We start from the raw sequence: 25845 nt of genomic DNA, 5'->3' as shown, positions 1-25845 counted from the left end.
GCCTGCCGTGTCCGCTGTGCTTGCCGTGCCTGTCGTGTCGCACAGCAGTGGCCGCCCGGGGCGCGGAGGTTGCCGGGGTGGGGGAGGTCTTTAGGGTGGGCGTGTGACCGAGACCAGCAGGCGCCCGCTCGCCGTGTTCGACCTGGACAACACGCTCGCCGACACCACCCACCGGCAGCGGTTCCTGGAGCGCAGGCCGCGGGACTGGGACGCCTTCTTCGCGGCGGCGCCGCAGGACCCGCCGATCTCCGAGGGCGTGGCGATGGCCGTGGAGAGCGCGCGGGAGTGCGAGGTCGTCTACCTCACCGGGCGGCCCGAGCGCTGCCGGCGGGACACGCGGGAGTGGCTCGAGCGGTACGGGCTGCCCGACGGGCGCGTGTACATGCGGCGCGACGGCGATCGCCGGCCCGCCCGCCGCACCAAGCTGGAGATCCTGCGCCGCCTCGCCCGTGACCGGGAGGTGCTGTTCCTGGTGGACGACGACGAGCTGGTGTGCGACGACGCGGAAGCGGCCGGCTTCACCGTCGTCCGGGCGCGCTGGACGCTTCCCTCGGTCGCCCTGCGGGTGGCGCAGGAGCAGGAGGGCCGCACCTGAGCCCGGGTGCCTGAGGGGCGCGTGTCACTCGGAGTCCTCCAGGCGGAAACCGACCTTGAGGCCGACCTGCCAGTGGGCGATCTCGCCGTTCTCGAGCTGTCCGCGCACCTGGGTCACCTCGAACCAGTCCAGGTTGCGCAGGGTCTGGTGGGCGCGGGTGATGCCGTTGCGAATCGCCTGGTCGACGCCCTCCGGCGAGGTGCCGACGATCTCCGTGACCCGGTAGGTGTGGTTCGACATGCGGGTGCTCCTCTCGGCCGAGACGGCGCCGTGACGGCGGTGCCACGTGTGTCACGCGTGACTCCACCGTGCCCCAAGCCGGGGCCCCGCGCGAGGCGTCGGTCGGCGGCTCTTCGTGTCGACCCCGCATGGTGAAGCCTGAAAGACCGATATTGCTACTTATCAGATGGTATAAGGATCTTTATCTGGAATGCGGGCGCGCGCGGGACGGTCCCTGCCGCTGCGCCCGCGATCTGCGATTGGGGGTTTGAAGGAGACCATGCGGCGGTTCAGAAGCGCGACGTCCCGACAGGCGCCGATCCCCGTGGCGCGGCCCCCCGTCCACCGTGCGGAGGCGCGGGCGCGCTGGTACGCCCCCTTCTCGGTGTGTGTGGACGTTCTCGCCGCGGCCGTGCCGGTCGCGGCGACGTTCGTCGAGATCGGCCGGCCCGACCCGCTGCGGCTGGCGGCCGGCGCGGCCCTGCTGTGGCCCCTGATCGGGCTGGTGAGCAAGCGATACACCCCGGCGACCTGGGGCGACCGCGGTGGCCTGCGGGCCGTCATGCGGGACTGGCTGGTCCTGGTCGGCGCCCTGGCGACGCTCTGTGTGGTCTGCGGACTGGACAGCCTGCCCGCCGAGGCGTTCACCGCGCTGATCCCCGCGCTGCTGCTCACGGGTCTGTGCCAGAAGGTGATCCACCGTCATCTGCTGGCCGCCCGCCGGGACGCCCGCGCCCTGCGCCATGTGCTGGTCGTCGGCGAGGCCCCGACGGTCGACGCCGTGGTCGAACAGCTCGCCCAGCGCACCGACCACGAGTACGTGATCGTCGGAGCCTGCCCGGTGGGCGACGGCGAGGTCCACTCCGGGGTGCCGGTGTGCGTACGGCTGCCCCGCGAGGCGCCCGAGAAGCCCGAGGCGGACGCCGTGGCCGTCCTCACGGCGGCGGACGAACTCGCGGCCGACCTGGTCTTCGTGGCGCCGAGCTGTCACATGTCCGGCGAGCGCGTGCGCCGGCTGTCCTGGATGCTCTACGACCAGGGCCGCTCGCTCATGGTGCTGCCCGGCGTCGTCGACGTGGCACGCCGCCGCGTACGGCTGACCTCGGCGGCCGGCCTCACCCTGCTGCACATCGCACCGCCGCTCCAGCGCGGTCCGCACACCGCGACGAAGGCGGTCCTGGACCGGCTGGGCGCCCTGGTGCTGATCGTCCTGCTCTCGCCGCTGCTGCTCCTGCTCGCGCTGGCCGTCCGGCTCGGCTCACCCGGCCCGGTCCTCTACCGCCAGACCCGGGTCGGCCGGAACGTGACGCCGTTCCCCATGTGGAAGTTCCGCACGATGGTGGTCGGCGCGGACCGGCTCAAGAGCGGGCTGGAGACGGAGAACGAGAACGACGGCCACATGTTCAAGATGCGCCAGGACCCGCGGGTCACCCCCGTGGGCCGCGTCCTGCGCCGCTACTCGCTGGACGAACTGCCCCAGCTGTTCAACATCCTCTTCGGCCACATGTCGCTGGTCGGTCCGCGCCCTCCGCTGCCCGAGGAGGTCGCCAAGTACAACGGGGTCGAGATGCGCCGGCTCAGCATCAAACCGGGCCTGACCGGGTTGTGGCAGGTGAGCGGACGGTCGGACCTGTCCTGGCGCGAGACGGTCGCGCTCGATCTGCGCTATGTCGACAACTGGTCGCTGGCCGGGGACATGACCGTCATGGCCCGCACCGTGCGCGCGGTGCTGAACGGCCAGGGCGCCTACTGAGGACGGGCGGCCCGCCGTCCCCCGGGCCGCATCCTCCATCCGGGCAAGTCTGCCGCCAACACGCGGGGATCGCGGGTGATCCGCCCTCGGGGCCGTGAAGGATCGCGTCATGGTACAGACCACAGCGCGATCCCTGCGCGGCTTCAGCGGCGCCGGATATGACAAGGGGCGCCCCCTGCCGGTCCAGGCCGCCTGGTTCGCCGCCCAGCATCTGCTCTTCGTCAAGTGGTGGTTCCCGGCCCGCTGGCGGCCGGCGTTGCTGCGCGCCTTCGGTGCCCACGTCGGACAGCGGGTGCTGATCCGGCGCGGGGTGCGGGTCCACTGGCCGTGGAAACTGGACGTCGGCGACGACGTGTGGATCGGCGAGGACGCCTGGATCCTCAACCTCGAACCGGTCACGATCGGCAGCGACTGCTGTGTCTCCCAGAGCGCGCTGCTGTGCACGGGCAGCCATCGCCGTCGTTCCGCCACCTTCGAGTTCGACAACGGCCCCATCCGGCTGGAGCCGGGCAGCTGGGTCGCCGCCCGTGCGGTGGTGCTGCGCGGCGTCACCGTCGGCCGGGGCGCGGTGGTGGGCGCCGGCGCCGTCGCCCACCGGGACCTCCCGCCCGGCTCGGTCCTGACGACGGCCGGAACACCCGGGACGGCCCCGGCCGCAGCCGCCGTACCCGCCCCGTCCGCCGGATCCGGGAAGGAGGTCACGGCATGAGACTGGTCCATGTGGTCACGCTCGTCAGCGACGACGGGGCCTTCGGCGGCCCGACGAGCGTGGCCGTCGCCCAGCTCGAGGAGTGCGCCGCCCGCGGGCACGACGTGACGCTGGTGTCGCTGTGGCGGGGCAGGGCACGGGCCGCGGAACGCATCGGCGCCGTCCGGTTCGTCTCCCGCCCGGCACGGCGCCTCGTCCCCGGCCGGGGATGCCTCGGACTCATGCATCCGCTGCTGCTGAGGGACCTGTGGCGGGCCATGGGGCGCGCCGACGCCGTACACCTGCACGCGGGACGGGACCTGGTCTCCCTCGCCGCGCTCGCCGTCGCCCGGTTGCGGCGCACGGCCTTCGTCACCCAGACGCACGGCATGGTCGAGCCCCGCACCGGCGTCGTCGCCCGTGTCTTCGACCGCGTGTACGTGCCCCTGCTGCGCCGGGCCCGCTGCTGCCTCGTGCTCACCGAGCGGGAGCGGCGGGCCCTGACCGAGGTGCTGGGCCCGGACGGGCCACCGCTGGTCTCCCTGCCCAACGGCCTGCGCCCGGCCCCCGTCGAGGCGGGCACGCGGCCGCGCGGCGACCACGAGGTGATCTTCCTCGCCCGGCTGCACCCCCGCAAACGCCCCGAGGCGTTCGTCGAGATGGCCGCCCTGGTCCACAAGGAGACCCCCGAAGCGCGGTTCACGCTCTACGGGGCGGACGAGGGCTCCCTGGCGGCGGTGAACCGGCTCGTCGCGGACCGCGGACTGACCGAGGTGGTCTCCTACGGCGGCGCGCTGGAGCACTCCGCGGCGCTGGAGGCCTACCGGAAGGCCACCGTGTACGTCCTGCCGAGCGTGCACGAGCCGTTCCCGATGACGGTCCTGGAGGCGCTGGCCGAGGGCACGCCGGTCGTGTGCACGGACAGCAGCGGCATCGCGGCCGAACTGGCGCGCCGACAGGCCGCACTGGTCACCGACGGCAGTCCCGAGGCGCTGGCCGACGCGGTGGCCGCCCTGCTCGTCGACGAGGAACTGCGCCGCGGCCTGGCCGAGGCCGGACGCCGCGCGATCGACGAGGTCTTCTCCATCCGCGCGGTCGTCGACCGGCTCGAGGACGTCTACCGGGGCCGGACCGTACAGGGGTGAAGACGAAAGGGAGCCGCTGTTCCCGACGGAACAGCGGCTCCATGACCTCCGGTCTCAGCGCGCCGGGGCGCGGCTCACCCTCCGGAGGATGTCCTCGAAGCGGGAGGCGCAGTCCTCCAGGGCGAACTCCCGCTCGGCCAGGGCGCGGCTCTCCTTGCCCAGCGACTCGGCGCGCGCCGGATCGGACAGGATCTTCCGGGCCCAGGCGGCGGCGTCGTCGAGGGAGGACTCCTGCGGCGGGAAGACCGCCGCCCCCGCCTGACGGAGCAGGTGCGCGGCCAGGTTGTCGGCGGGCATCAGGCCGAGCACGGGACGCCCCGCACACAGATACGACAGCGTCTTGGACGGAACCGAGAACTCCCCGGCGTCCGCCGCCAGGAGGACGACGAGGAGATCGCCGCTGCCCAGCACCTCGGGCAGCCGCTCGTAGGGCTGGAAGGGCAGCAGGGTCAGCTCGACGCCGCGGGCGGCCGCGGCCTGCCGGAGCACGGGCACGGCCGGGCCGTCGTTGACGACGACGAGACGGACCGGAGTGCCGCGGTCGCGCAAGCGCTCGGCCAACTGCACGAGCAACACCGGGTTGTGCTTCAGGCCGAGGGTGCCGGAGTACAGCACGGTCCGCACACCGCTCAGGCCGTGCTCGGCCGACCAGGCGTTGTCCCGGGCCACCGGGACGATCTCGTCCAGCGGCGCCCAGTTGGGAATGACGGTGACCTTGCCTGCGGTGCCCCACTGCTTGTGGACACGGACGAAGGACTCGGCGATCACCACGATGGCCGCGGCCCGGCGCGCCGACCACCGCTCGCCCGCCCCGAAGACCGCGGCGGCCACGCCCATGGACTTCGCGACGTCGGCGGCGGCGAAGCTCTTCAGGGCGACGGCGGTCACGTCCTGGTGCCACAGCACCCAGGGGATGCGCAGCCGCCTCAGCACGGCCGCCGTCACGACCAGCACCGGAATGGGGAGGTTGGACAGCAGCGCCACGTCCGGCCTCTCGCGCCGTACCTGGCGGGCCAGTTCGAGGCCGAGCAGGGTCTCCTGGCGCAGCCGGCGGAAGTAGGCCTCCTTGTTCAGCGCGGTGCCGTCCCCGATGGTGACGAAGCGCAGGCCGGCCGTGCCCCCGGCGAGGTTGCCCTTGCCGGAGACGTAGGCCGTACACGTCGAGTGGACGACGTCGTGTCCACGGCGCGCCAGTTCCCGGCTCAGCTGGGCCTGGAACGGGTGGCCGCTGTAGTCGTGGACGAGGATCCTCATCGGTGCTCTGTGTCCTGGTACTCGGGCGGACGTCACTGGTGGGCGCGCTTGACCTGGTCGTAGACCCAGGCGTACGTCTTCTCCAGGCCGTCGAGCAGGGTGATGGACGGCTCCCAGCCGTAGATCTCGCGGATCAGGGTGTTGTCGGAGTTGCGGCCGCGTACGCCCTGGGGGGCGTCGAGCCGGTAGGTGCGCTCGCAGCGGACGCCGGCGATCTGCTCGACGAGGTCGACGAGTCGGTTGATGGTGACCAGCTCCGACGAACCGAGATTGACCGGGACGCCGCTGTCGCCCTTCATGATCATCTGGCTGCCGTGGAGGCAGTCGTCGATGTACATGAAGGAGCGGCTCTGCAGTCCGTCGCCCCAGATCTCCAGCCGGTGGTCGCCGGAGACGACCGCCTCGGCCACCTTCCGGCACACCGCGGCCGGCGCCTTCTCCCGGCCGCCGGTCCAAGTGCCGTGCGGGCCGTACACGTTGTGGTACCGGGCGACGCGGGCGACGAACCCGTAGTCCTCGGCGTAGTGGCGGCACATGCGCTCGGAGAAGAGCTTCTCCCAGCCGTAGCCGTCCTCGGGCTGCGCCGGGTAGGCGTCCTCCTCCTTGAGCGCGGTGACGTTCGGGTCGGTCTGCTTGCCGGCGGCGTACACGCAGGCGGAGGAGGAGTAGAAGTAGCGCTCCACGCCAGCCTCGTGCGCCGCCTGGAGCATGTGGGTGCTGGTGAGCACCGACATCATGCAGGCGGCCTTGTTGTTCTCGATGAAGCCCATGCCGCCCATGTCGGCGGCCAGCATGTACACCTGCCGGGCGCCCGCGACACCCGCGCGCGCACTGTCCAGGAGCGACAGGTCGGCGACCAGGTTCTCGGCGTCCTGGTGGAGCTGGTACCACTCGTGCCGGGGCTTGATGTCGATGGAGCGGACGGTCAGTCCCTGGGCAAGAAGGTCGCCCACGAGATGACCACCGATGAACCCCCCGCCTCCGGCGACGACGACGTCGACCTGCTTGCTCATGGGCGCAACTCCTCTGGGAATCCGGAGATCTGATGTGCGGTCAGCCGGTCCACCGCTGCTTGTGACGCCGGGTCGGCACACACCGGGCCGCGCGGAGACCTGCGCGATAAGTTAGGCATATTTGTCATGATTTGCGACAAATGGCGCGCCGCCGATTTTCCGGATCACCCGATGGCTCTGTTCGGGCACCTCACCCGCTCTGAAGTCGATGTTTCGTGCGCGCCTGGAGCGATTTACGCCCTATGGGCGCTATATATCTTTCGGTGATGTTTCAGCCTGAATACTCGCTCGGCAGAGAGGTCGGGATGCAGGACGCTCGCGTCCGCAGTGTGGCTGCGGTCTTCATCTGGGCCGTGGTGCTGACAGTCCTGCTGCCGGGGCTGATCCTCCAGTCGCACGCGGAGCACGTGTCGCTCGCACTCGCCCTGCAGGGCATCGTCGTGGCGCACACCGGTGGCGCGCTCGCCCGGGTGCTCACCGCTCCCACGGTGCGGTTCGTCGCCTTCGGCTTCTGGGTCTTCGCCTACATCTGGCTCGGCCTGGCGCCCCTGGCGATGCTCGCCGCCGACGCCTACCCCTGGCCCTACCGGACCGGGGAGGAGACCGCGCTGCAGGCGGTGGTCGTCGTCGAGCTCGGACTCGTCGCCTACAGCGTCGGAACGGCCATCGCCGCCCGTCGGGAGCGCGCCCACGCCGCCCGCGCGACCGCCGCCCGGCCGGGGATCCTGGAACGACTGCTGGCCCGCCGTATCGCGCCCTGGCGCCTGCTCGCCCTGTGCGGGCTCGCGTTCACGTTCGCCGTGGTGCTGATCTCGCGCCAACCCGGCCGACTGAGCGCCTACTTCACCAGTCGCCAGGCCATCACCGAGATCGGCACCATGAACAACGGGCAGGAGGCCTTCCTGCACTCGCTGCTCAGCTGGTCCCTGTCCGTGCCCGCGTTCTGGGCGCTGCTGGGCCTGCTGCGCGTCCCGCGCCTGCCCGGCGGCGACCGCTGGCTGCGCGGGGCCCGCTGGCTGCTGCTGCCGCTGCTGCTCGCACTGAACGCCGTCGTCAACAACCCCATCAGCAAGCCGCGGTTCTGGGTCGGCACCATCCTTCTGACTCTGGTGTTCACCGTGCCCCGGCTGTACCGGCCCCGCCCCTTCCGGGTGGCGGCGGCCGGCCTCATCGCGGTGCTGCTGGTCCTCTTCCCCTACAGCGACTACTTCCGCTACAGCGACCGGGAGGACATCACCGTCGTCTCCCTCGCCGAGCAGTTCACCGTCAACGGCGACTACGACGCCTTCCAGCAGGTGCAGACCGGTCTCGACTACGCGCGGGAGAACGGGTTCTCCCCGGAGGCCGTGCTCGGCCCGCCGCTGTTCATGGTGCCGCGCTCGATGTGGCCGGGGAAACCCCAGGACACCGGCATCGCGCTGGCCGAGTACGCGGGATACGACTTCCTCAACCTCTCCGCGCCCCTGTGGATCGAGAGTTACCTGTGGGCCGGCCCCGCCGCGGTGATCGTCGTGTTCTGTCTGCTCGGCGCGGCCGGACGGCGGGTGGACGACGTACGCCACCGGCTGCGCGACCGGCCGGGCACCCTCGCGGCGCTCCTGGTCCCGGCCTTCGCCTTCTACCAGATGGTCTTCCTGCGCGGCAGCCTGCTCGGCATCGCCGGCCCGCTGACCCTGCTGATGACCATCCCGCTGCTCATCAGCACCCCCACGGCCCGGGCATCCCGGTCCCCCTCATCGGCGGTGCCGACCGCACCCATTCGTCATGCATCGATCCCCGGAACAGGAGGGCACCCGTGACCGGCCCCACTCCATTCGACGACCGGTACGACGAGCCGGACCAGCTACGCGACCAACTGCGCCGGATCCTGCGGCACCGTTTCCTGATCGCGCTCGGAATCCTCCTGGGAGTCCTCGGCGGGCTGGCCCTGTCGCTGCAGCGCGCCCACACCTACGCGGCCACCAGTGAAGTCCTCGTGCGCTCCACCACCGACCCCTTCGGCACGGTGGGCGTCGCCGCCGACAACCAGGTCAGCATGAGCACGGAGCAGCGGATCGCCTCCAGCGCGGACGTCGCCCTGCGCGCGGCGCACATCCTGGGCCACTCCGGCAGCCAGGCCAGCACGCTCGGCGCCCGGGTGCGGGTCACCAACCCGCAGAAGTCCCAGGTGCTCCGCTTCGAGTTCACCGCCCACACGCCCCAGCGCGCGGCGCGCGGCGCCAACGCCTTCGCCGAGGCCTACCTCGACGACCGCAAGAGCCGCAACGACGAGGCGGTGGAGCGGGCCACCCGTGCCCTGGACGAGCAGATCGACGTGCTGAACCAGCGGCTGGCCCGCGACAAGCTGGACCGGGTGGCCGCCAAGCCCGCCGTGCAGAACCAGCTCTACAACCTGCAGAAGCGCGTCCTCGACATCAGGTCCCGCGACACCGACGGCGGCGACATCGTCCGCAAGGCCACCGCGCCCGACCTGCCCGTGGGCCCCGGTCTGCGGACCCTGCTCGGGGTCGGGCTGGTGTGCGGTCTCCTCCTCGGCATCGTGCTGGCCTGGGTGCGCTCCGCCCTGGACACCCGGGTCCGCTCGGTCGGCGAGGCGCAGGCCGCCCTGCGCGCGCCGGTGCTCGGCATCCTGCCCTCCGACGACGGCGGGGACGACGCCCTGCTGACCGTCGGCCGCACCGACGCCCCGCGCACCGAGGCCTACCGGGCCCTGGCCTTCCGCGTACGGCAGATCTCCGGCCCCGCCGGCCCCGGCCAGGTCCTCGTCGTGGCCCCCCGGCGCGCCGGCGCCGCCGAGGAGGTCGCCACCAACCTGGCGGCCGCCCTCGCCGAGGACGGGGGCGAGGTGCTGCTGGTGGACACCGCCCCCGACACCTCCGGCCTGGCCGCGCAACTGCCGCTGATGCCGTACGAGGCGCCCACCTTGGAGGAGGCCTTCCTTCCCCCCGGGAGCGTCCTCGTCGACGCCGACGTCGCCGGCCGGCTCGCGTTCGCCGCGGGCGGCACCGGTTCGCACCACCCGGTGGCCGGGGTCACCGGGGCCGACCGGGGCCTGTCCGAGCCCGGCTCGTCCACCGTCGTCGTCACGGGCCCCTTCCTCACCCACGCCGACGCACTGGCGGTCGCTCAGCGCGTCGACGGCGTCCTCGTGGTCGCCGGCCTCGACGGCACCCGGCGGGACGACCTCCGGCGGATGCAGGAGCTGATCGGCTGCTCCGGCGGTCGCCTCCTCGGGGCCGTGCTCGACGCAGGGCGCCCGCGCCGGCGCCTGCGCGCGCTGCGCCGCCGCCCGAAGTACGCTCCCGCGTCGCACGCCGACCGGGCGGCCATGGAACTCCCCGCGCAGGACAGCACGTTCACCATCTCCCGCCGATGACCGCCCCCGGAGCGACCGCCCGCCCCCGCGCCCGAGCCACCGCCCCGAGCGGGGTGGCCGCGGCCGCGCGGGGCGGGTGGTGGGGGATGGCGGGTTCCGGAGTGAACGCCGTCTTCTCCTTTCTCCTGGTCGGCCTGATCACCCGGGCCGTCGGAGCGCAGGGGGCCGGGGCGATCTTCACGGGGGTCGCCCTGTTCACCATCCTCAGCAACACCTGCAAGCTCGGCGCCGACACCGGGCTCGTCCGCTTCGTCCCGCGCGACCTCGCCGTCAACGACGGCCGCGCGGTGGGCGCGCTGCTGCGCACGGCCGTCCTGCCGGCGGCCGTGGCCGGCACCGCGGCCGCCGTGCCCCTGCTGATGTTCCCCGCGGTGGCCACGGCGCTCCTGCCGAACCTGCCCGCCGCGGACGCCGTCGCGCTGGTCCGCCTCTTCGGGCTCTTCCTGCCCGCCGCCACCGTGGGCATGGTCCTGCTCGGCGCCACCCGGGGATACGGCACGGTGGTGCCGTTCGTCGGCGTGGAGCAGATCGGCAAGCCGATGCTGCGCGTGCTGATCGCCGTCCCCGTGGCCTACTACGCGCCCGGGCTGCTGTCCCTGGCAGCGGCCTGGCTGCTGCCCGCGCTGGCCGGCTCCGTCGTGGCCTGGGTCGCCCTGCGCCGCTGCCGCGCCGGCCGCCCCACCCCGGACTCCACGGCGAGCGTGCCCGTCCACTGGCGGGACTTCTGGGGCTTCGCCGCACCCCGCGCGGTCTCCTCCGTCTTCGACATCAGCGCGGTCTGGGCCGGCGTCATCCTGCTGTCGGCCCTGGGCACGGCCGGCGAGGCGGGGGTGTACACGGCCATCGGCCGCGTCGTCACCGCGGGCACCCTCGTCCAACTCGCCGTCCGGCTCGCCGTCGCACCGGAGATCAGCCGTCTGCTCGCCGTCTCCAAGGACGCCGAGGCACACCATCTGCACCGCGTCTCGACCTGCTGGATCGTGCTCTTCTCCTGGCCGCTGTTCGTCCTCGTCGCCGCCTTCCCCCGGACCGTTCTGTCCGTCTTCGGACCGGAGTTCACCGACGGCGCTGCCGCTCTGGTGGTGCTGTGCGCCGCCTCCATGGTCAACGTGGCGGTCGGCAACGCCCAGACGGTGCTCCTCATGGCCGGCAGGAGTTCCTGGCATCTGGCCGTCACCGCCGTGGCGTTCACGGCGCAACTGGTCGTCGGCGTACTCGCCGTGCCGGTCTGGGGGGTGCTCGGCGCCGCCGTCTCCTGGGGCGCGGCCATCGTCGTGGAGAACCTCGCGGCGGCCGCGCTCATCCGGCTGCGCCTCGGCTTCACGACCGTGGACGGCGGCTACTTGAACGCCCTCGGCGTCGGTCTGGTCGTCTCGCTCGTGCTGATGGCCTCCCGTACATCGGAAGGTGACACCCCGTCAGGACTCGCCGTGGGGATGGCTTTGGGAATGGGTGTATTTGGTATTACTTTGTGGCGATATCGAACATTTCTGAGAGTGAGCGAGCTGGTCGGAGTGCTGCGCCGCCGCGCCGCATGAACCCAGTCGCGGTCGCACGTCCGGCCCGCCCGGTCGGCGTCGCTCCCCTCCCAGTACTCACACCACTGCCAACCGGGGTGTCCTTTGCGCCTGAGAAAGCTCCGTACGAAACCGGTCACCAGGGCTGCCGCCGTCACGGCCCTCGCGTGCACCACCGCCCTGCTCGACGCGTCCCTCGCCGCGGCCGCCGAGAGCAAGCCCGAGGTTTCCGCCGATCCGCTGGCCACCTGGCAGACGGACGGCATCGTCTGGTCGCTGGCCTCCGCGAAGGGTGTCGTCTACGTCGGAGGAACCTTCGACTCGGTCCGCCCGCCGGGCGCCGCGCCCGGCCAGAAGCAGGTACGGCGCCACAACTTCGCCGCGTTCGACGCCGCCACCGGCAAACTGCTGCCCTGCGCCCCGAAGTTCACCGGACTGGGCCGCACCGTGCGAGCCATGAAGGCCTCGCCGGACGAGCGGGTGCTGTACGTGGGCGGCTCCTTCAGCAAGGTCGGGTCCACCCGCGTCGCCAACGCGGTCGCCCTGGACACCGCCGGCTGTTCCCTGCGCAAGACCTTCCGGCCGTCGGTGACCGCGCCCGTCCGGGCCATCGACGCCACGGACGGCGTGATCTACCTGGGGGGTGACTTCGCCCGCGTCAACGGCCAGGCCAGGAACCGTGTCGCCGCCGTCAGCACCAAGGGCGCCCTGCTGCCCTTCAAGGCGGACGTCGACCTCCCGGTGCGTGCCCTGGCGGCCGCACCCTCGCACGGACGGCTCTTCGTCGGCGGCGACTTCGAGTCGGTCAACGGACAGGAGGCCCGCTCGCTGGTCGCCCTCAACCCCACCAGCGGCAAGACGGTGCTGTCCTACCCGGGCTGGTTCCCGCCCCAGTCGTCGGTGAAGACGATCGCCCGCGACAACACCCGCTTCTACGTGGGTGCCGAGGGCCATGGGCCGGGCATCTTCGACGGGCGCATCGCGGGCCGTCTCACCAACGGCACGGTGGTGTGGAAGGACACCTGCTTCGGCGCCACCCAGTCGGTCGTGCCGTACAAGGGCGTCCTCTTCAGCGCCTCCCACTCGCACGACTGCAGCGAGACGCCCGGCGGTTTCCCGGAGCGGGGGGACCGGCAGCACCTGCTGGCCCAGTCCCTGACGGACCGCAGGATCCTGCACTGGTTCCCCGACACCAACGGCGGTATCGGGGAGCAGGTGGGTCCCCGCACGCTGACCGTCTCGCGCGGCTACCTGTGGGCCGGGGGCGAGTTCACCCAGGTCAACGACAAGCCCCAGCAGGGCCTCACCCGCTTCGGACCGAAGGACACCGGAGCGCCGAAGGCGCCCACCCTCTCGGTGTCCGACACCGACCCCGGCAGGGTCACCCTGACCTGGCGCGCCACCTGGGACCGTGACGACGCGGCACTCACGTACAGGATCTACCGGGACGGGAAGCCCGTGGGCCGGCAGACCGAGTCGTCCAACTTCTGGGACCGGGCGCAGATGAGCTTCACCGACTCCGTGCCCGCCGGTGGGAGACACCGCTACGCGATCGAGGTGACCGACGGGACGAACACCTCGCCCAAGTCTTCCGCCCTGACCGTGACCGTGCCCCCCGAGAACGAGAGACTGGCGGGTGAGCAGCAGTGACACGCATCGGATTCGCGCCCGGCGTCTACGACCTGTTCCACATCGGACACCTCAACATCCTGCGCGAGGCGCGCCGGCACTGCGACCGCCTCGTGGCGGGGGTGACCTCCGACGACCTGACCGCACAACTGAAGGGCAGGGTGCCGGTCGTTCCGCTCGCCGAGCGTCTCGACATCGTCCGCAGCGTGCGCTACGTCGACGAGGTCGTCGTGGAGTCGGAGGTCGACAAGCTGAAGACGTGGAAGCGGATCGGCTTCCACGTCATCTTCAAGGGCGACGACTGGCGGGGAACACCCAAGTGGGAGGAGTTCGAGCGGCGCTTCGCACAGGTCGGCGTCGAGGTCGTCTACTTCCCGTACACCATGCACACCTCCAGCACGCTGCTGCGCGGTGCCCTGGAACTGCTCTCCACGCACCAGCCGCCGGAGATCCCCTCAGCGCAGCTCCCGGAACCACTTCACCAGGAAGGCGGCCATGAACAGGACATGGGCCGCCAGCAGCGCGCAGTACACCGCAAGGAAGACGTCCTGACTCCCCAGGAATAGAAAGCTGAGGCAGGTCAGGCCGTAGTCGACCGGCAGCAGCAGTACGGACCGCAGTGCCGGGGGCGACCCGGCCGGAGCCTCGCCCGGCGTCCGTCGCTTGAGCTTCTCCGTCAGGATCCCCGCGAAGAAGATCACCACGGCGGCGAGCTGGAAGACCATCGGTGCCAGCAGGAAGGCCGGGCTGGGCAGGGAGAAGAACCGGTAGAACGACACCAGCACCACCAGGTGGAGGGTGACGATCTTGACGCAGTCCAGGACGTGGTCGAGCCATTCGCCCGACGGGCTTCCCGAGCGCTGCCCCCGCGCGAGCTGACCGTCCGCCGCGTCCAGCGCGAATCCCATGGCCAGGGCCGTCCCGACACAGACCGCCATCGTCGGTCCGGGCGGCAGCAGGGCCACCGCGGCCAGGGCCGGAAACGTGAACAGGGCGCCGAGGACGGTCAGCTGATTCGGCGTGGCCCCCACTCGATAGGCCAGGGCGGCCAGGACACGGCCGGCCGGACGGTTGACGAACCGCGTGTAGAGCGAGACCCCCTTCGCGGGCTTCTGTGCCGCCGACAGCTGTCTGAGCGCCTCGGCAAACTCGGTCATTTCTCTCCTTTAGTGACAAATCTTTGGAAAGAAGGCAATTATGGCAGAACGGGGAGGCGGGATGTCTCGTGTCAGCCGTCGGCAACTTCTGCGTGGCGGGGCGTCGGTGGTGGCCGCGACGGCTCTGACCGCGCCCAGCGCGTCCGCCGCCGGGGGACCGGAATCCAGACCCGTGGCGCCGCCCGGCGCCGGCGACGGCCTCGGCACCGCCCGGCTGCCGCTCGCCATCAATGTGGCCGACCTCGGGGCGGTGGGCGACGGGCAGACCGACGACAGCGCGGCGTTCGAGAAGGCCTATGCGCTCGCGGCCTCCCGGGTCTCCCGGGGCGTCGGCCGCACGGTGGTCGAGATTCCCGCCGGCGAGTTCCTCATCACCCGTCCGCACGCACTGCTGGACGGCGTCGCTCCGCTGCGGCCGGCCAACGGTCTGCGCTTCAGCGGGGCGGGCAAACGCATGACCACCCTCGTCTTCCGCCCGCCCGCCGGCCCGGGCTCCTATCTGTGCCGCAACGACGACATCTGGTCCAACCTCACCTTCGAGCGCATGCAGTTCCGCTCGGCCACGCCCGGCGCCTCCTTCTTCAGTTCGTACTCCAACGGGAAGGCGCAGGACTACCGGTTCTCGGAGTGCGAGTGGATGGGGGAGTGGGAGTTCGGGCTCGCACTGGACGGCACGGACACCAACTCGGAGATGCGGTGGGAGGCATGCCGGGTCGGCGGGAGTTATCGCCGGGCGTTCCTGTATTCGGGTGTCTCCCGGCGCGTGCCGGGGGATCCCAACGACCAGGACCAGTTCCTCAACTACTGGTTCACCGACATGAAGGTCGAATACGAGTGGGGTAATTTCCTCGAATTCCCCTACGGCGGCTCGATCACCTGCCGGGGCGGCTCCTACATCATCACCGAGACACGCCCGCAGCCCACCGAGGAGTACGGCACCACCAGTACGTTCTTCCGTTTCCCCGTTGCCCAGCACCACGACTCGGTGCAGCGGTTCCACGCCCAGGACATCCGTTTCGAGGTGCGCAATCCTGACGCCAGGATCATCGACTGCGTCTGGAACAGCGGAACGGTCCACTTCAGCGACTGCGACGACACCGGAATCGCCTTCAAGGACTTCTCCGCCGACGTCCGTGCGCACCGCTACACGGTCGGTCCGCGCGGGCCGCTGATCCGTTACGACTCCTGCCAGCTGGTGGGCCGCCACGAGTACCGGACGACCGGCGGGCAGGACGACCTCCCGACCGTCGCCCGCTACGACATGTGCGTGCTGCGCAGTCGGCCGGCGAGCGAGTTCGCGGTCGTGGAGGGCACCGACCGGCCCGACTTCATCCGCTTCGTCGACTGCCTGGACGGAGCCGACGCCGCGGACGCACCGGCGCCCGCCCCGCCCGCCCCGCCCGCCGGCCAGGAATCACCCACCGGCCCGCTACCGCCCGAGGCTCCGCCGCCCGTCGACCCGACGGTCATGCCCAGCCCGAGCCCGCAGTGAACGGCGCCGCCGTCGGCGCGCCGGGCTCGGACAGGCACTCCCGTGCGGGGAACCGCCGGTCGTCCCGTCAACAGCCGGCGGCGGTGAACGTACGAAACACTTTCGGAAACACACCGGTGACACGGGGGCGGCGCGTCCCAATACTGTCTCCAGCCGGATCGGGTGCCACTGAGCCGCAATGTGCGTCCTTGAGCAGGAAATCGGCACCGCCGGCCTCACACTCCATCAAATGAACCATGACCGGTGGAACGGGCTTTCCCAGGTCTCATGGCCGCCGATAACGAGCTCAGAGGAAAGGTAATGATACGAAGACTGATACAGAAGGCTTTTGTCGCGGCGACAGCCACAGGCTTGGGCGCGGCATTCACCGTGGCCTCCGCGGCGGGTGCGTGGGCCTATCAGCCGAGCCCGTCGAACGTGTACGTGGCGGACAGTCCGTCCACGTGCAACAAGAAACCCTGCGTTCTCTACCCGAAGTCGGCGCAGCTTCCCGGCGGCCGGATCGTGGCGTCGTTCGAGAACAGTCAGGGCGATCCGGTGGGGCAGACGCTGCCCGTCTACAAGAGCGACGACGACGGCACGACGTGGCAGAAGCTGGCCGATGTCAAAGCTCCCGCGTACCTGTCCGGTGACGCCCAGTACGCCAAGTACACCAGCAACTGGACGAACCCGTACCTCTACGTGCTCCCGCAGGACGTCGGAGCCCTGAGCGCGGGCACGCTGCTCCTCGCGAGCGTGGTGTCGGGCGACGACCCCTACTACCGGGAGCAGAAGGCCGCCAACTCCAGCTGGACGCCGTCCGGCGACGGCGACCGCAAGGACGTGGCGATCGCCCTCTACTCCAGCACGGACGACGGCGCCACCTGGAGCTTCCAGAACATCGTCGCCGCCGGCGGATGGCAGGGCGGGGGCGGGACGCACATCTCGACGGCCAACACCAACGCCCAGCAGGACCCGGTGTGGGAGCCGCACCTGGTCGCCCGGGGCGGCAAGCTCGTCGCGTACTACTCCGACGAGAACGACTACACCGGCTACGACACCGGCACCGGAGCCCCCACCCTCGCCCCGGACAACGACACGGCGACGGACTCGCAGGGCCAGATCCTCGTGCACCGGACCTGGGACGGCACCACCACCTCGTCCTGGAGCCGGCCGGTCGTCGACGTGCCGGGCGGCACCGTGACGAACAACGGCAGGACCGAGATCGGCGACGGCAGACCGGGCATGACCACGATCGCCCCGACCACCGACGGCAAATGGCTGCTCACCTACGAGTACTGGGGCGGCGGAAGCAACGTCCGCTACCGGCTCGCGGACGACCCGCTGAAGTTCTACGCATCCGGAGTCACCGACGCCGCGATCACCTCGCTGCCCGTGCCCTCCGGCGGCAACACGCTCTCCACGGGCGGCAGCCCCGTGCTCCTGCCGATGCCCGACGGACGGATCGTCTACAACGCGTCCGGCAGCAGCAGCGTCTGGGTGAACGAGTCCGGCAAGAGCACCGGAACCTGGAAGCAGTACCAGACGCCGATCGCCGCCGGGTACAGCCGTGATCTCCAGTACGTCGAAGGCACCGGACGCGTCCTGATCCTGCAGGCCTCATGGAGCGGCGGCAGCGTCGGGCCCGTGAAGTACGCCGAGGTGGACCTCGGCCGCTCCGACAGCGCGTACTACACCCTCGTCAACCGCCTGACCGGCCAGGCTCTCGCCCCCGACGGCGGCAGGACCCAGGACGCGAACCTCACAGGAGACGTCCCCGACCTCGTCCTCGCCGACCGGAACTCCTCGGACGACACACAGCGCTGGCATCTGACGGCCAAGGGCGACAACGTGACCCTGCTCAACAAGGCCGGCGGCCGCTCGGTCGCCATCTGGACCGGCACCGCGACAGCCGGACAGAGGCTGGCCCAGTGGGTCGACGACGGCGCCACCGACAAGCAGTGGACCCTCGTCGCCTCCACCGACGGCTCCTACAAGCTCCGCTCGGTCCGCAACACCAGCCTGTACCTGACCGGCGCGACCACGAGCGGCTCCGTCACCCTCGCGACCGCGACCGGCGACGGCTCCCAGGACTGGCAACTGGTCCAGGACCCCCTGCCGACGGACGGCACCTTCACGCTGAAGGGCGCCAACTCGGGCCGGTGCCTCGACGTGCCGAACGGCCAGACGGGCGTGCAGGTCCAGATCTACGACTGCTCCGGCAACGCGAACCAGACGATCACGCAGACCACCGCGGGCGAACTCCGCGTCACGGGCAAGTGCCTCGCCGCGGACGGCGACGGCACCACCGCGGGCACCAAGCTGATCCTGTGGACCTGCAACGGCAAGCCCAGCCAGAAGTGGTGGTTCCGCCTGGACGGATCCGTCATCAACCGCTCCAACGGCCTCGCCGTCGATGTCACCGGCTGGGCGACCGCCAACGGATCGAAGGTGCAACTGTGGACGGCTCTCGGCAACGCCACGCAGAGGTGGAGCCGGAACTAGAACGGTGAGAGGCCGCGCGGTTCGCCGACCGACGCGTCCGAGGGGCTCAGGACCGGGTACGCCGCCCCTGAACCCCGCTCGGCTCGGGCACCAGCTCCCACATCACGGCCGACGGGAACGACGGGTTGGCCGCAGCCGCCTCCACCACTCGCCAGTCGTCGTCGGTGAGCAGTTCGACGATGACCGCCGGCGGCAGGGCCGGGTGCCCGGCGGCCGCGGGCCGTGCCCGCCTGTCCGCCAGGCAGGCGAGCAGCGCCGGTCCCGTCGCACGGGGGTGCCGGGCGATCTCGCGGAGCGCCTTGTGCACCGGCGGTACCTGTCCGCTCAGGTCCTCCAGCAGCGCCGGCGGTGCGTCCGGGTTGGCCGCCACCCTGGCGGCGACCCGGACTCCGTGCCGTTCGACCATGGTGCGCAGCTGAGCCTCCGAGAGACCCGGGTGCGGCGCGATGGACTTGACCACCTTCGCGTCCGGGTCCTGGGCGAGCGCGTCACGGATCCCCGCCGGCAGATCGCGTCGCTCGGCCAGGAGCATCCGCAGGGCCGCATGCGACGAGACGGCCAGCTCCTCGACCTCGCTGGGAGAAGCGGCGGCGATCCGCGGCAGCAGGGTCGGCCCGACCTTGACAGCGCCGGCCAGGTGGGAGAGCACGTCGAGCGGTACGCGGGGGTGGTGCGCGAGCGTGCGCCGCACGTCGTGGCCACGGTCGGTGGCCAGCGTGCGGATCAGGGCCTCGTCGATCGACGGGTTCGCGGCGAGGTCGGCCCGGACGCCGGGCACCGGGTCGGCGGCGAGCCGCCCCCACAACTCCGGCGGCAGGTCCGCACGGGCGGCCAGCCGGCAACGCAGCTGCGGCGAGGGGTGGTCGACGAATCGGACGACGGCTTCGACCGGCGTGCGGGGGTTCTGCAGCGCCAGGTCCGCCGTCTCGAGGACGGTGGACTCGTGGGAGCCCGCGCAGGAGGCGCCGGACCGCAGCTCGCAGTCGAGCCGCGGACACTGCGGATCGTGCACGAAGGGCATCTCCTCGCGGTCGCAGACCAGGCACCGCTCTGCCGGAGGCAGCCCTTCGCCGGTGACCAGCATCGCCAGCACGTCCGGGGGCGTCGCCTCGTTGGCGGCCACCGCGCGGCGGACCTCGGCGTGCGGATGCCGCGCGAGCCGGGCGGCCATGTCCGCCGTCGCCCACCACGCGAGCTCGGCGACGACCCGTACGTCGCGGTCGGCGGCGAGCGTCTCCACCACGTCGGGCGGAAGGCCCGGGCAGGCTGCCAGCTTCTCCCGGCGCTCGACAGCCGGATCCGACGCGAAGAGCCGAGCCCACCCCGGGTCACCGGAACGCTCGTCGAGCAGGGCGAGCGCGGCAAGCGGCTGCGCGACCGGATCGACGTCGGCAGCGGTCAGCAGGCCCCCGTACGCGAGCGGCACAGCGCTCTCCCCGATGCGTGAAGCCAGGGCGACCGCCTGCTCATGACTGAGGTCCTCACGACTGGCGAGGTCGACGGCGATGTCCTCGTCCGCGACCGCGATCAGCCGGTCGACCAGCTCGGTGGGAAGAGCCGCGTTGGCGGCGAGACCGCACAGTATGTGGTTCACAGCAGGACATCCTGCCCGGACCGCGGTCGAACGGCCGGTGGTTTTCGGGGGTTGCCCCGAGGCGTTCCGTCCCGTTAGCTTGCGGCGGAGTTCCCAGGTGAGGGACTTGGCGAGGATCAACACGTCCGGGCCGGCGAGTGTGGTGGGTGTCGGTGGAAGTTCAAGGCGAGGCGCACGGGTGACAGGTCGGGGCGGGACACACCGGGACGCGCAGTACGGTCTGCTGAGCAGCATCGCCGGTGAGGCGGGTGTGTCGCTGAGCACCGTGTCCAAGGTGGTGCACCGGCGTCGGGACGTCGGCGCGGCCACGCGGGCCCGGATCGAGGAACTGCTGGCACGGCACGGGTACGTCCGGCCGGGGGAGCGCGACCCGGGAACACCGCGTCAGATCGTCGCGGTGTTCCGGGACCTGTCCGGTCCGTACACGCTGGAGGTCGTCCGGGGGATCGTGGCCGCGGCGGACGAGCTCGACATCGACGTGGTGACCGGAACGACCGGCCATCGGTCGATCGCACAGTGGCTGGAGGAGTGCGTCGCGCTGGATGCGGCCGGGCTGATCATCGTGATCTCGATGCTGGCCGAGGACGACCAGCGCAGGATCGTCGAGCGGCGGCTGCCGGTGGTGCTGGTCGATCCGCTCAGCGCGCCCAGCCAGGACATCCCGAGCATCGGGGTGACGAACTGGAGCGGCGCCAAGGACGCGGTGCATCACCTGTTGTCGCTCGGGCACGTACGGATCGGCATGGTCGCGGGCCGTTCGCACTCGCTGGCCGGTGCGGCCCGGCTGCACGGCTACCGGGCCGCGCTCGAGGAGGCGGGGATCGCCTACGATCCGGCGCTCGTGCGCTCGACCGACTTCGACTTCGAGGAGGGGTTGCTCGCCAGTCTGCAGATCCTGGGCGCCGACGATCCCCCCACGGCCGTCTTCGCGGCCAGCGACGCACAGGCGCTCGGTGTCCTGGAGGCGGCCCGTCAGCTCGGGCTCGGCGTCCCGGAGGACCTGGCGGTCATGTCCTTCGACGACACGCTCGTGGCGGCCATGGCCTGCCCGCCGCTCAGCGCTGTACGCCAGCCCTTCGAGGAGCTGGGCCACGAGGCCACCCGGATGCTGCTGCACATGGCCGAGGGCCGGCCGCCCGCCTCCTCACGGATCGAGCTGGCGACGCACCTGGTGCTCCGCACCTCAACGGCGGCGCCCCGCGCCGTCGCCGCACCGTGAGGGGTGGCCCCTCTCCGGCGCCACAAAGAGCTTTCGTGAACCGCCCGCACCATGACCGCTGCGGTCACGGTACGGCGGGACTGACGAGGCCCGGCCGGGTCACATGTGATCCCGTGCCGGGCCGTGGCAGCGGACGAGCCTAGTGAGCAGTCGCGAGGAGGACCGCGAAGCCCGCGTCGGGATCGGCCCAGACCTGGTCGGTGTCCAGGCCCGCGGCCGCGAGCTCCGCCCGCAGTCCGTCCGTGGTGAACTTCGCGCTGCGTTCCGTGATCCATTCCTCGCCGCGGTCGAAGCGCACCGTGAGACCGAGCCGCCGGATCGTCACGCTCTGATCGGTGAGACTGCGCAGCCTCATCTCGATGTGCTGTTCGTCGCCGCACCACACGGCCCGGTGCTCGAAGGCGTCCGGCTCGAAGTCGGCGTCCAGCTCCCGGTTGAGGACGTGCAGGAGGTTCTTGTTGAAGGCGGCCGTGACGCCTTCGCTGTCGTCGTAGGCGGCGATCATCTCCTGTGTGTCCTTGACCAGGTCGGCGCCGAGCAGAAGGAAGTCCTCGGGGCGCATGACGCCGCGGAGCTCGCGCAGGAAGGGGACGCGGGCGGACCTGCGGAAGTTCCCCAGCGTGCTGCCGATGAAGGCGATCAACCTCGGTTCGCCCTCCGGCAGTTCGGGCGGCAGCCGCAGAGGGGCCGTGAAGTCGGCGCGCAGGGCGTGGAGGACGAGCTGCGGGTACTCCTGGACGAGCTGGGCGCCGGCCTGGAGCAGGGCGTCCTCGCTGACGTCGACGGGGACGTAGTGGAGGCCGGCCGGGCCGAGCGCCTCCAGGATCAACTTGGTCTTGGTGCTGCTGCCCGAGCCGAGTTCCACCAGGCTGCGGGCCTTGGTCCGGTCGGCGATGTCACGGGCGTGGAGCAGGAACAACCCCAGCTCCGCACGCCACAAGGGGTATTCCTTCAGCTGGGTGATCTGCTCGAAGAGCTCGCTGCCCCGGGCGTCGTAGAACCAGGTGGGCGCCGTGGACTTGGGACTGCGCATCAGGCCGTCGCGGATGTCGGCGCGCAGTGCCCTGGCGTAGTGCTCGGCGTCCAGGGTGTTGGTGTAGTCGTAGGTGCGGATGCCGGTCACGGGTGCCTCGCTTCGGTCGACTGCGGACTGCGGGTGAACGGGAACGGGCTCACGTGCCGGTCTCCTCGGATGATGGGGGTCCCCCCGGTCGAGCGGAGCCGCGAGAGGGGAAGGGCGGCGTGTCCGTGCCCGGGTCCTTGAGCGGGGTGAGCAGGACCTCGGTGCGGGTGGCCGCGAGCAGGGTGCGGTCGGGGACCTCCCGCCACTGCGGATCGTCGTCGTAGGGCTCGGAGGCGACGACCGTGCGGCCGGGCTCCGTCAGGTACCAGAGGGTGTCGCCCCAGGCCGTCGCGGTGATCGTGTCGCCGTTGGTGAGCAGCAGGTTGAGGCGGGAGCCGGGGGCCGCCGCGGCGACCTCCTGCACGCTGTCGGCCAGCGCCTGCCCCTCGGCGTCCCCGGCCCGCAGCCGGGCGAGGACCAGCGCCCACACGAACGCCGAGTCGTTGCGCGCCTCCATCGACAGCAGCTCGGCCGCCGGCAGGGTCAGGGTCAGGGACTCCAGGGAGCCGGGCCACCCCCTGACCGCCCCGTTGTGACTGAACAGCCAGGGCCCGGCCGCGAACGGCGCCGCGGCCGCCTCCGCGTCCGCCCCGGCCAGCGTCGCGTCCCGTACGGCGGCCAGCAGCGCCCGGGTCCGTACGACCCGGGCCAGGTCGGCGAAGGACAGGTCCGCCCAGATGGGCCCGGCCCGGCGGTACCGCGCCGGCACCGGGTCGCCCTCGGCGTACCAACCCACCCCGAAACCATCGGCGTTGACCGTGCCGTAGCGCTGCCGCCGGGGAGCCCACGACTGGCGGTACAGGGCGTGCGGGGGCTCCACGAGAATCCGGCCGAGCAGCTCCGCGGGCCCGACGCAGGCCACATGACGGCACATCAGACAGCCCCCGAGCGGGCCGTGCGGAAACCGGAGAAGATCTGCCGCCGGATGGGATGGTCCCAGTTGCGGAACGTGCCCCGGCAGGCCACCGGGTCCACCGCGAACGAACCGCCCCGCAGCACCTTGTACTCGGGCCCGAAGAACACCTCCGAGTACTCCTTGTACGGGAACGCCTGGAAGCCCGGGTACGGCAGGAAGTCGCTCGCCGTCCACTCCCACACGTCACCGATCAACTGGCGTACGCCGAGCGGGGACGCACCGGCCGGGTAGCTTCCCGCCGGGGCGGGGCGCAGATGCCGCTGGCCCAGGTTGGCGTGTTCGGGCGCGGGGTCCGCGTCGCCCCACGGGTAGCGCATCGAGCCGCCGGTCGCCGGGTCGAAGCGGGCCGCCTTCTCCCACTCCGCCTCGGTGGGCAGCCGGCGTCCGGCCCAGCGGGCGTAGGCGTCGGCCTCGTACCAGCACACGTGCAGCACCGGCTCGTCGGGCGGGACGACCTCGGTGACACCGAAGCGGCGCCGCAGCCACTGCTTTCCGTCGCGCCGCCAGAACAGCGGTGCGTGGAGGGAGTGCCGGCGGACGTGGGCCCAGCCCTCCCTCGTCCACCAGCGTTCCTCGTCGTAGCCGCCGTCCTCGATGAACGCCTGGTAGGCGGCGTTGGTCACCGGCGTGGTGTCGATGAAGAAGGGCGCCACCTCGCGCTGGTGCGCGGGCCGTTCGTTGTCCAGCGCCCAGGGCTCGCCGGACGTGCCCATCGTGAAGGGGCCGCCGGGGACGAGGACTTCGGACGGGCCGCTGAACACGGGGGCCGGGTCCGGGTCGGGGGCGGTGAGGGCCTGCGGGCCCGTGCGGAGCTGATGGGTGATCAGCATGGTCTCGTCGTGCTGCTGCTCGTGCTGCGCGATCATCCCGAAGGCGAAGCCCGCCTCCGTCAGCCGTGTGCCGTGGAAGTCGGCCGACTCCAGCACGTCCAGCACCCGGCCGCGCACCTCCGCCGCGTACCGGCGGGCCTCGGCGGGCGGCAGCAGCGGCAGCGAGGGGCGTTCGGAGCGCGGGTGCTCGAAGGCGTCGTACAGGCCGTCGATCTCGGGGCGCATCGCCTCACGGCCGGCGACCGCGCGCAGCAGCCACAGCTCCTCCTGGTTGCCGATGTGCGCGAGGTCCCAGACCAGCGGGGACATCAGCGGGGAGTGCTGGGCGGTGAGGTCGGGGTCCTCGACGCAGGTGGTCAGGAGCGTGGTGCGTTCGCGGGCGGTGGTGAGGGTGGTCAGCGCCCGCTTCCGCAGTGCTTCGGCGTCGAGGGACTCGGGGGTGGGGTCGGTCATGGGTGGATGTCCTTCCCGTGGGCGCGACCGTCTGTGCCGCGCAGGCGGTCGAGCTGGTCGTCGGCGGGGCAGCGGCCCGGCAGGACGTAGCGGTCCCGGTAGGCGGTGACGGCGTCCATGACCTCGGCCGTGGCGCCGAGCCGGGGCAGGGCCTCCAGGGCCGCCGCGAAGCAGGCGACGGCGACCTCGTGCAGTTCGGGGTCGGTCAGCCCGGCGCGGGCCGCGTCCGTCCACAGGGGGTTGTGCGGGGCGGGCAGGGACAGGGACCGTTCGGCCAGCGGCTTCACCGCGCGGTAGGCGCTCTCGCCGGCCTCCGGGTCGTCGAACAGCGCCGTCGTCACGGCGACCGGCACGATCCAGCCGTCGTCGCCCGGCTGCGCGTCGATCATGCGCAGCTCCAGGTGGCCGCGCGGCCGGACGGGCGGGAACAGCGTGGAGAGGTGGTAGTCGAGGTCCGCCCGGGTGGGCGCCCCCGTCCGGGTCCACTCCCGGAACGTCAGCCCGTCGGGCACGTCCCACGGCCCGTTCTCGCGCCGTACGCACATCACCGGGGCGTCCAGGACGTGCCGGGCCCAGGCGGCGCGCGGCTCCGTCTCCAGCGAGGGCGCGCCCGCGCGGCCCGCGCCGATCTCCGTCCACAGCAGCTGCCGGGTGGAGCGCCAGCCGGTGGGCCTGCCGCGGAGCAGCGGGGAGTTGGCGAAGGCGGCGACGAGGACCGCGCCGAGTGTGTGCGCCAGCCACCAGCGCCGTCCGTGTCCCAGCGGGCCGGGCTCCTCGTACCCGGCGTCCAGGCAGACCTGCACGGAGGCCGAGGTGCACATCATGGCCCGCCCGGCCGGGCCGGTGCGGTCGAGGTACGCCTCCATGGCGTCGTAGCGGGGTTCGCGCAGGAATCTGCGGGGTGGGTGCCAGGGGTCGGTGCCGATGCCGGAGAGGGCGAGTCCTGCCTCGCGCAGGACCGCGCGGACGGCGTCCAGGTCGGCGGAGACGGTGCCGACGCACTCCATCAGGGAGGCGGCGGGCGGCGAGCTGAGCTCCAGCTGGCCGCCGGGTTCGACGGTGAGCGCCGACCTCAGGGGCACGTTCCGCAGGGCGGCGTAGGCCGCTTCGAGCCGTTCGGGTGTCACGGGGAGCCGCGGTGTGCGCAGCTCGTGGACGAGCCATTCCACTTCCACCCCGAGGGTGCGGGGCGGGCCGGTCTTGAAACAGATGCCCCTGACCAGGGCCTCCACTTCGGCTTCGGTGAGGGCGGTACGAGGCCTCGTACAGTCACCCACCGAAGGGGAGCTGGATATGTCGGACATGTCGGGATCCTCCTGAGATTCCACCATGCCATCGGTCCGGCAGCGGTGGAGCCGGACCGGCATCACTCGTCCCACCCAAGACCC

Annotated in this window: 21 protein-coding genes; 12 read left to right on the top strand and 9 right to left on the bottom strand. The window is 71.7% G+C overall.

Going from position 1 to position 25845, the window contains the following annotated elements; genetic code table 11:
• Nucleotides 1-103 precede the first annotated feature (103 nt).
• Complete coding sequence (locus ACPT94_RS38635) at nt 104-595, top strand: phosphatase domain-containing protein (protein WP_360345190.1); 492 nt, start codon at nt 104-106, stop codon at nt 593-595.
• Between the two features lie 24 nt (nt 596-619).
• Here the strand turns inward: ACPT94_RS38635 and ACPT94_RS38630 are convergent, their stop codons facing one another.
• Entirely contained in the window at nt 620-835 is a 216-nt protein-coding gene (locus ACPT94_RS38630; protein ID WP_360345188.1) for a dodecin, read from the bottom strand.
• A 259-nt stretch (nt 836-1094) separates the two neighbouring features.
• Here ACPT94_RS38630 and ACPT94_RS38625 point away from each other — a divergent pair, with 259 nt between their 5' ends.
• From ACPT94_RS38625 to ACPT94_RS38615, 3 genes are all read left to right on the top strand, one after another.
• A complete protein-coding gene (locus tag ACPT94_RS38625; protein ID WP_360345186.1) occupies nt 1095-2567 on the top strand; it encodes a sugar transferase in 1473 nt (490 codons plus the stop codon).
• 109 nt (nt 2568-2676) lie between these two features.
• Entirely contained in the window at nt 2677-3276 is a 600-nt protein-coding gene (locus ACPT94_RS38620) for a DapH/DapD/GlmU-related protein (protein WP_425247940.1), read from the top strand.
• Nucleotides 3273-4400, top strand: a complete 1128-nt coding sequence (locus ACPT94_RS38615; RefSeq protein WP_360345182.1) for a glycosyltransferase — start codon at nt 3273-3275, stop codon at nt 4398-4400. The genes ACPT94_RS38620 and ACPT94_RS38615 overlap by 4 nt, the downstream gene beginning before the upstream one ends.
• 54 nt (nt 4401-4454) lie before the next feature.
• Here ACPT94_RS38615 and ACPT94_RS38610 read toward each other — a convergent pair whose 3' ends face one another.
• Both ACPT94_RS38610 and ACPT94_RS38605 read right to left on the bottom strand, forming a co-directional pair.
• Nucleotides 4455-5654 (bottom strand): glycosyltransferase family 4 protein, encoded by a 1200-nt coding sequence (locus tag ACPT94_RS38610; protein WP_425247939.1) that lies wholly within the window; start codon nt 5652-5654, stop codon nt 4455-4457.
• A 32-nt stretch (nt 5655-5686) separates the two neighbouring features.
• A complete protein-coding gene (locus ACPT94_RS38605; RefSeq protein ID WP_360345178.1) occupies nt 5687-6667 on the bottom strand; it encodes an NAD-dependent epimerase/dehydratase family protein in 981 nt (326 codons plus the stop codon).
• A 266-nt stretch (nt 6668-6933) separates the two neighbouring features.
• Between ACPT94_RS38605 and ACPT94_RS38600 the strand changes: the two genes are divergently transcribed.
• The 5 genes from ACPT94_RS38600 (at nt 6934) to ACPT94_RS38580 (ending at nt 13755) form a co-directional block, all read left to right on the top strand.
• Complete coding sequence (locus ACPT94_RS38600; protein ID WP_360345176.1) at nt 6934-8466, top strand: hypothetical protein; 1533 nt, start codon at nt 6934-6936, stop codon at nt 8464-8466.
• Entirely contained in the window at nt 8463-10043 is a 1581-nt protein-coding gene (locus ACPT94_RS38595; protein WP_360345174.1) for a hypothetical protein, read from the top strand. Before ACPT94_RS38600 ends, ACPT94_RS38595 begins: the two co-directional genes overlap by 4 nt.
• Nucleotides 10040-11581 carry a lipopolysaccharide biosynthesis protein gene (locus ACPT94_RS38590; protein WP_360345172.1) on the top strand — a complete coding sequence of 514 codons (1542 nt, stop codon included), beginning with the start codon at nt 10040-10042 and terminating at the stop codon, nt 11579-11581. The genes ACPT94_RS38595 and ACPT94_RS38590 overlap by 4 nt, the downstream gene beginning before the upstream one ends.
• 84 nt (nt 11582-11665) lie before the next feature.
• Nucleotides 11666-13210: a fibronectin type III domain-containing protein gene (locus ACPT94_RS38585; protein ID WP_360345170.1), complete on the top strand. Its 1545-nt coding sequence runs from the start codon at nt 11666-11668 to the stop codon at nt 13208-13210.
• Complete coding sequence (locus ACPT94_RS38580) at nt 13207-13755, top strand: FAD synthase family protein (RefSeq protein ID WP_425247937.1); 549 nt, start codon at nt 13207-13209, stop codon at nt 13753-13755. Before ACPT94_RS38585 ends, ACPT94_RS38580 begins: the two co-directional genes overlap by 4 nt.
• Here ACPT94_RS38580 and ACPT94_RS38575 read toward each other — a convergent pair.
• Nucleotides 13645-14346: a CDP-alcohol phosphatidyltransferase family protein gene (locus ACPT94_RS38575; RefSeq protein WP_360345168.1), complete on the bottom strand. Its 702-nt coding sequence runs from the start codon at nt 14344-14346 to the stop codon at nt 13645-13647. The two genes, ACPT94_RS38580 and ACPT94_RS38575, sit on opposite strands and share 111 nt — an antisense overlap.
• 61 nt (nt 14347-14407) lie before the next feature.
• Here ACPT94_RS38575 and ACPT94_RS38570 point away from each other — a divergent pair, with 61 nt between their 5' ends.
• Together ACPT94_RS38570 and ACPT94_RS38565 are read left to right on the top strand one after the other, a co-directional pair.
• Nucleotides 14408-15838 carry a glycosyl hydrolase family 28-related protein gene (locus tag ACPT94_RS38570; RefSeq protein WP_360345166.1) on the top strand — a complete coding sequence of 477 codons (1431 nt, stop codon included), beginning with the start codon at nt 14408-14410 and terminating at the stop codon, nt 15836-15838.
• Nucleotides 15839-16138: 300 nt separating this feature from the next.
• Nucleotides 16139-18322, top strand: coding sequence for an RICIN domain-containing protein (locus ACPT94_RS38565; RefSeq protein WP_425247936.1), 2184 nt, complete (start codon nt 16139-16141; stop codon nt 18320-18322).
• A gap of 46 nt (nt 18323-18368) precedes the next feature.
• On the opposite strand, the gene ACPT94_RS38560 is transcribed toward ACPT94_RS38565, so the two are convergent.
• Nucleotides 18369-19916 (bottom strand): hypothetical protein, encoded by a 1548-nt coding sequence (locus ACPT94_RS38560; RefSeq protein ID WP_425247935.1) that lies wholly within the window; start codon nt 19914-19916, stop codon nt 18369-18371.
• Between the two features lie 178 nt (nt 19917-20094).
• On the opposite strand from ACPT94_RS38560, the gene ACPT94_RS38555 reads away from it, so the two are divergent.
• Nucleotides 20095-21135 carry a LacI family DNA-binding transcriptional regulator gene (locus ACPT94_RS38555; RefSeq protein ID WP_360345160.1) on the top strand — a complete coding sequence of 347 codons (1041 nt, stop codon included), beginning with the start codon at nt 20095-20097 and terminating at the stop codon, nt 21133-21135.
• A 139-nt stretch (nt 21136-21274) separates the two neighbouring features.
• Here the strand turns inward: ACPT94_RS38555 and egtD are convergent, their stop codons facing one another.
• The 4 genes from egtD to egtA are packed head-to-tail and all read right to left on the bottom strand — an operon-like array spanning nt 21275 to nt 25761.
• Nucleotides 21275-22249, bottom strand: a complete 975-nt coding sequence (gene egtD / locus ACPT94_RS38550) for an L-histidine N(alpha)-methyltransferase (RefSeq protein ID WP_425247948.1) — start codon at nt 22247-22249, stop codon at nt 21275-21277.
• A gap of 58 nt (nt 22250-22307) precedes the next feature.
• Nucleotides 22308-23132 carry an ergothioneine biosynthesis protein EgtC gene (gene egtC, locus ACPT94_RS38545; protein WP_425247934.1) on the bottom strand — a complete coding sequence of 275 codons (825 nt, stop codon included), beginning with the start codon at nt 23130-23132 and terminating at the stop codon, nt 22308-22310.
• On the bottom strand, nt 23132-24457 hold the full coding sequence (egtB, locus tag ACPT94_RS38540) for an ergothioneine biosynthesis protein EgtB (protein WP_360345154.1): 1326 nt from the start codon (nt 24455-24457) through the stop codon (nt 23132-23134). Before egtB ends, egtC begins: the two co-directional genes overlap by 1 nt.
• Nucleotides 24454-25761: an ergothioneine biosynthesis glutamate--cysteine ligase EgtA gene (gene egtA / locus ACPT94_RS38535; RefSeq protein WP_360345152.1), complete on the bottom strand. Its 1308-nt coding sequence runs from the start codon at nt 25759-25761 to the stop codon at nt 24454-24456. The genes egtB and egtA overlap by 4 nt, the downstream gene beginning before the upstream one ends.
• Nucleotides 25762-25845: the final 84 nt, after the last annotated feature.

The organism is Streptomyces aurantiaciflavus, from assembly GCF_049808595.1.
In the GTDB taxonomy this organism is placed as follows: domain Bacteria; phylum Actinomycetota; class Actinomycetes; order Streptomycetales; family Streptomycetaceae; genus Streptomyces.
Note: the sequence above shows the minus strand (reverse complement) of the source record. Positions and strands in the feature narration are given on the sequence as shown.

What these genes read in the sequence shown, in the direction of transcription:
- ACPT94_RS38630 (WP_360345188.1), bottom strand. Translation starts at nt 835, where the DNA reads ATGTCGAACCACACCTACCGGGTCACGGAGATCGTCGGCACCTCGCCG.
- ACPT94_RS38625 (WP_360345186.1), top strand. Translation starts at nt 1,095, where the DNA reads ATGCGGCGGTTCAGAAGCGCGACGTCCCGACAGGCGCCGATCCCCGTG.
- ACPT94_RS38620 (WP_425247940.1), top strand. Translation starts at nt 2,677, where the DNA reads ATGGTACAGACCACAGCGCGATCCCTGCGCGGCTTCAGCGGCGCCGGA.
- ACPT94_RS38615 (WP_360345182.1), top strand. Translation starts at nt 3,273, where the DNA reads ATGAGACTGGTCCATGTGGTCACGCTCGTCAGCGACGACGGGGCCTTC.
- ACPT94_RS38610 (WP_425247939.1), bottom strand. Translation starts at nt 5,654, where the DNA reads ATGAGGATCCTCGTCCACGACTACAGCGGCCACCCGTTCCAGGCCCAG.
- ACPT94_RS38605 (WP_360345178.1), bottom strand. Translation starts at nt 6,667, where the DNA reads ATGAGCAAGCAGGTCGACGTCGTCGTCGCCGGAGGCGGGGGGTTCATC.
- ACPT94_RS38600 (WP_360345176.1), top strand. Translation starts at nt 6,934, where the DNA reads ATGTTTCAGCCTGAATACTCGCTCGGCAGAGAGGTCGGGATGCAGGAC.
- ACPT94_RS38590 (WP_360345172.1), top strand. Translation starts at nt 10,040, where the DNA reads ATGACCGCCCCCGGAGCGACCGCCCGCCCCCGCGCCCGAGCCACCGCC.
- ACPT94_RS38575 (WP_360345168.1), bottom strand. Translation starts at nt 14,346, where the DNA reads ATGACCGAGTTTGCCGAGGCGCTCAGACAGCTGTCGGCGGCACAGAAG.
- ACPT94_RS38570 (WP_360345166.1), top strand. Translation starts at nt 14,408, where the DNA reads ATGTCTCGTGTCAGCCGTCGGCAACTTCTGCGTGGCGGGGCGTCGGTG.
- ACPT94_RS38565 (WP_425247936.1), top strand. Translation starts at nt 16,139, where the DNA reads ATGATACGAAGACTGATACAGAAGGCTTTTGTCGCGGCGACAGCCACA.
- egtC (WP_425247934.1), bottom strand. Translation starts at nt 23,132, where the DNA reads ATGTGCCGTCATGTGGCCTGCGTCGGGCCCGCGGAGCTGCTCGGCCGG.
- egtB (WP_360345154.1), bottom strand. Translation starts at nt 24,457, where the DNA reads ATGACCGACCCCACCCCCGAGTCCCTCGACGCCGAAGCACTGCGGAAG.
- egtA (WP_360345152.1), bottom strand. Translation starts at nt 25,761, where the DNA reads ATGTCCGACATATCCAGCTCCCCTTCGGTGGGTGACTGTACGAGGCCT.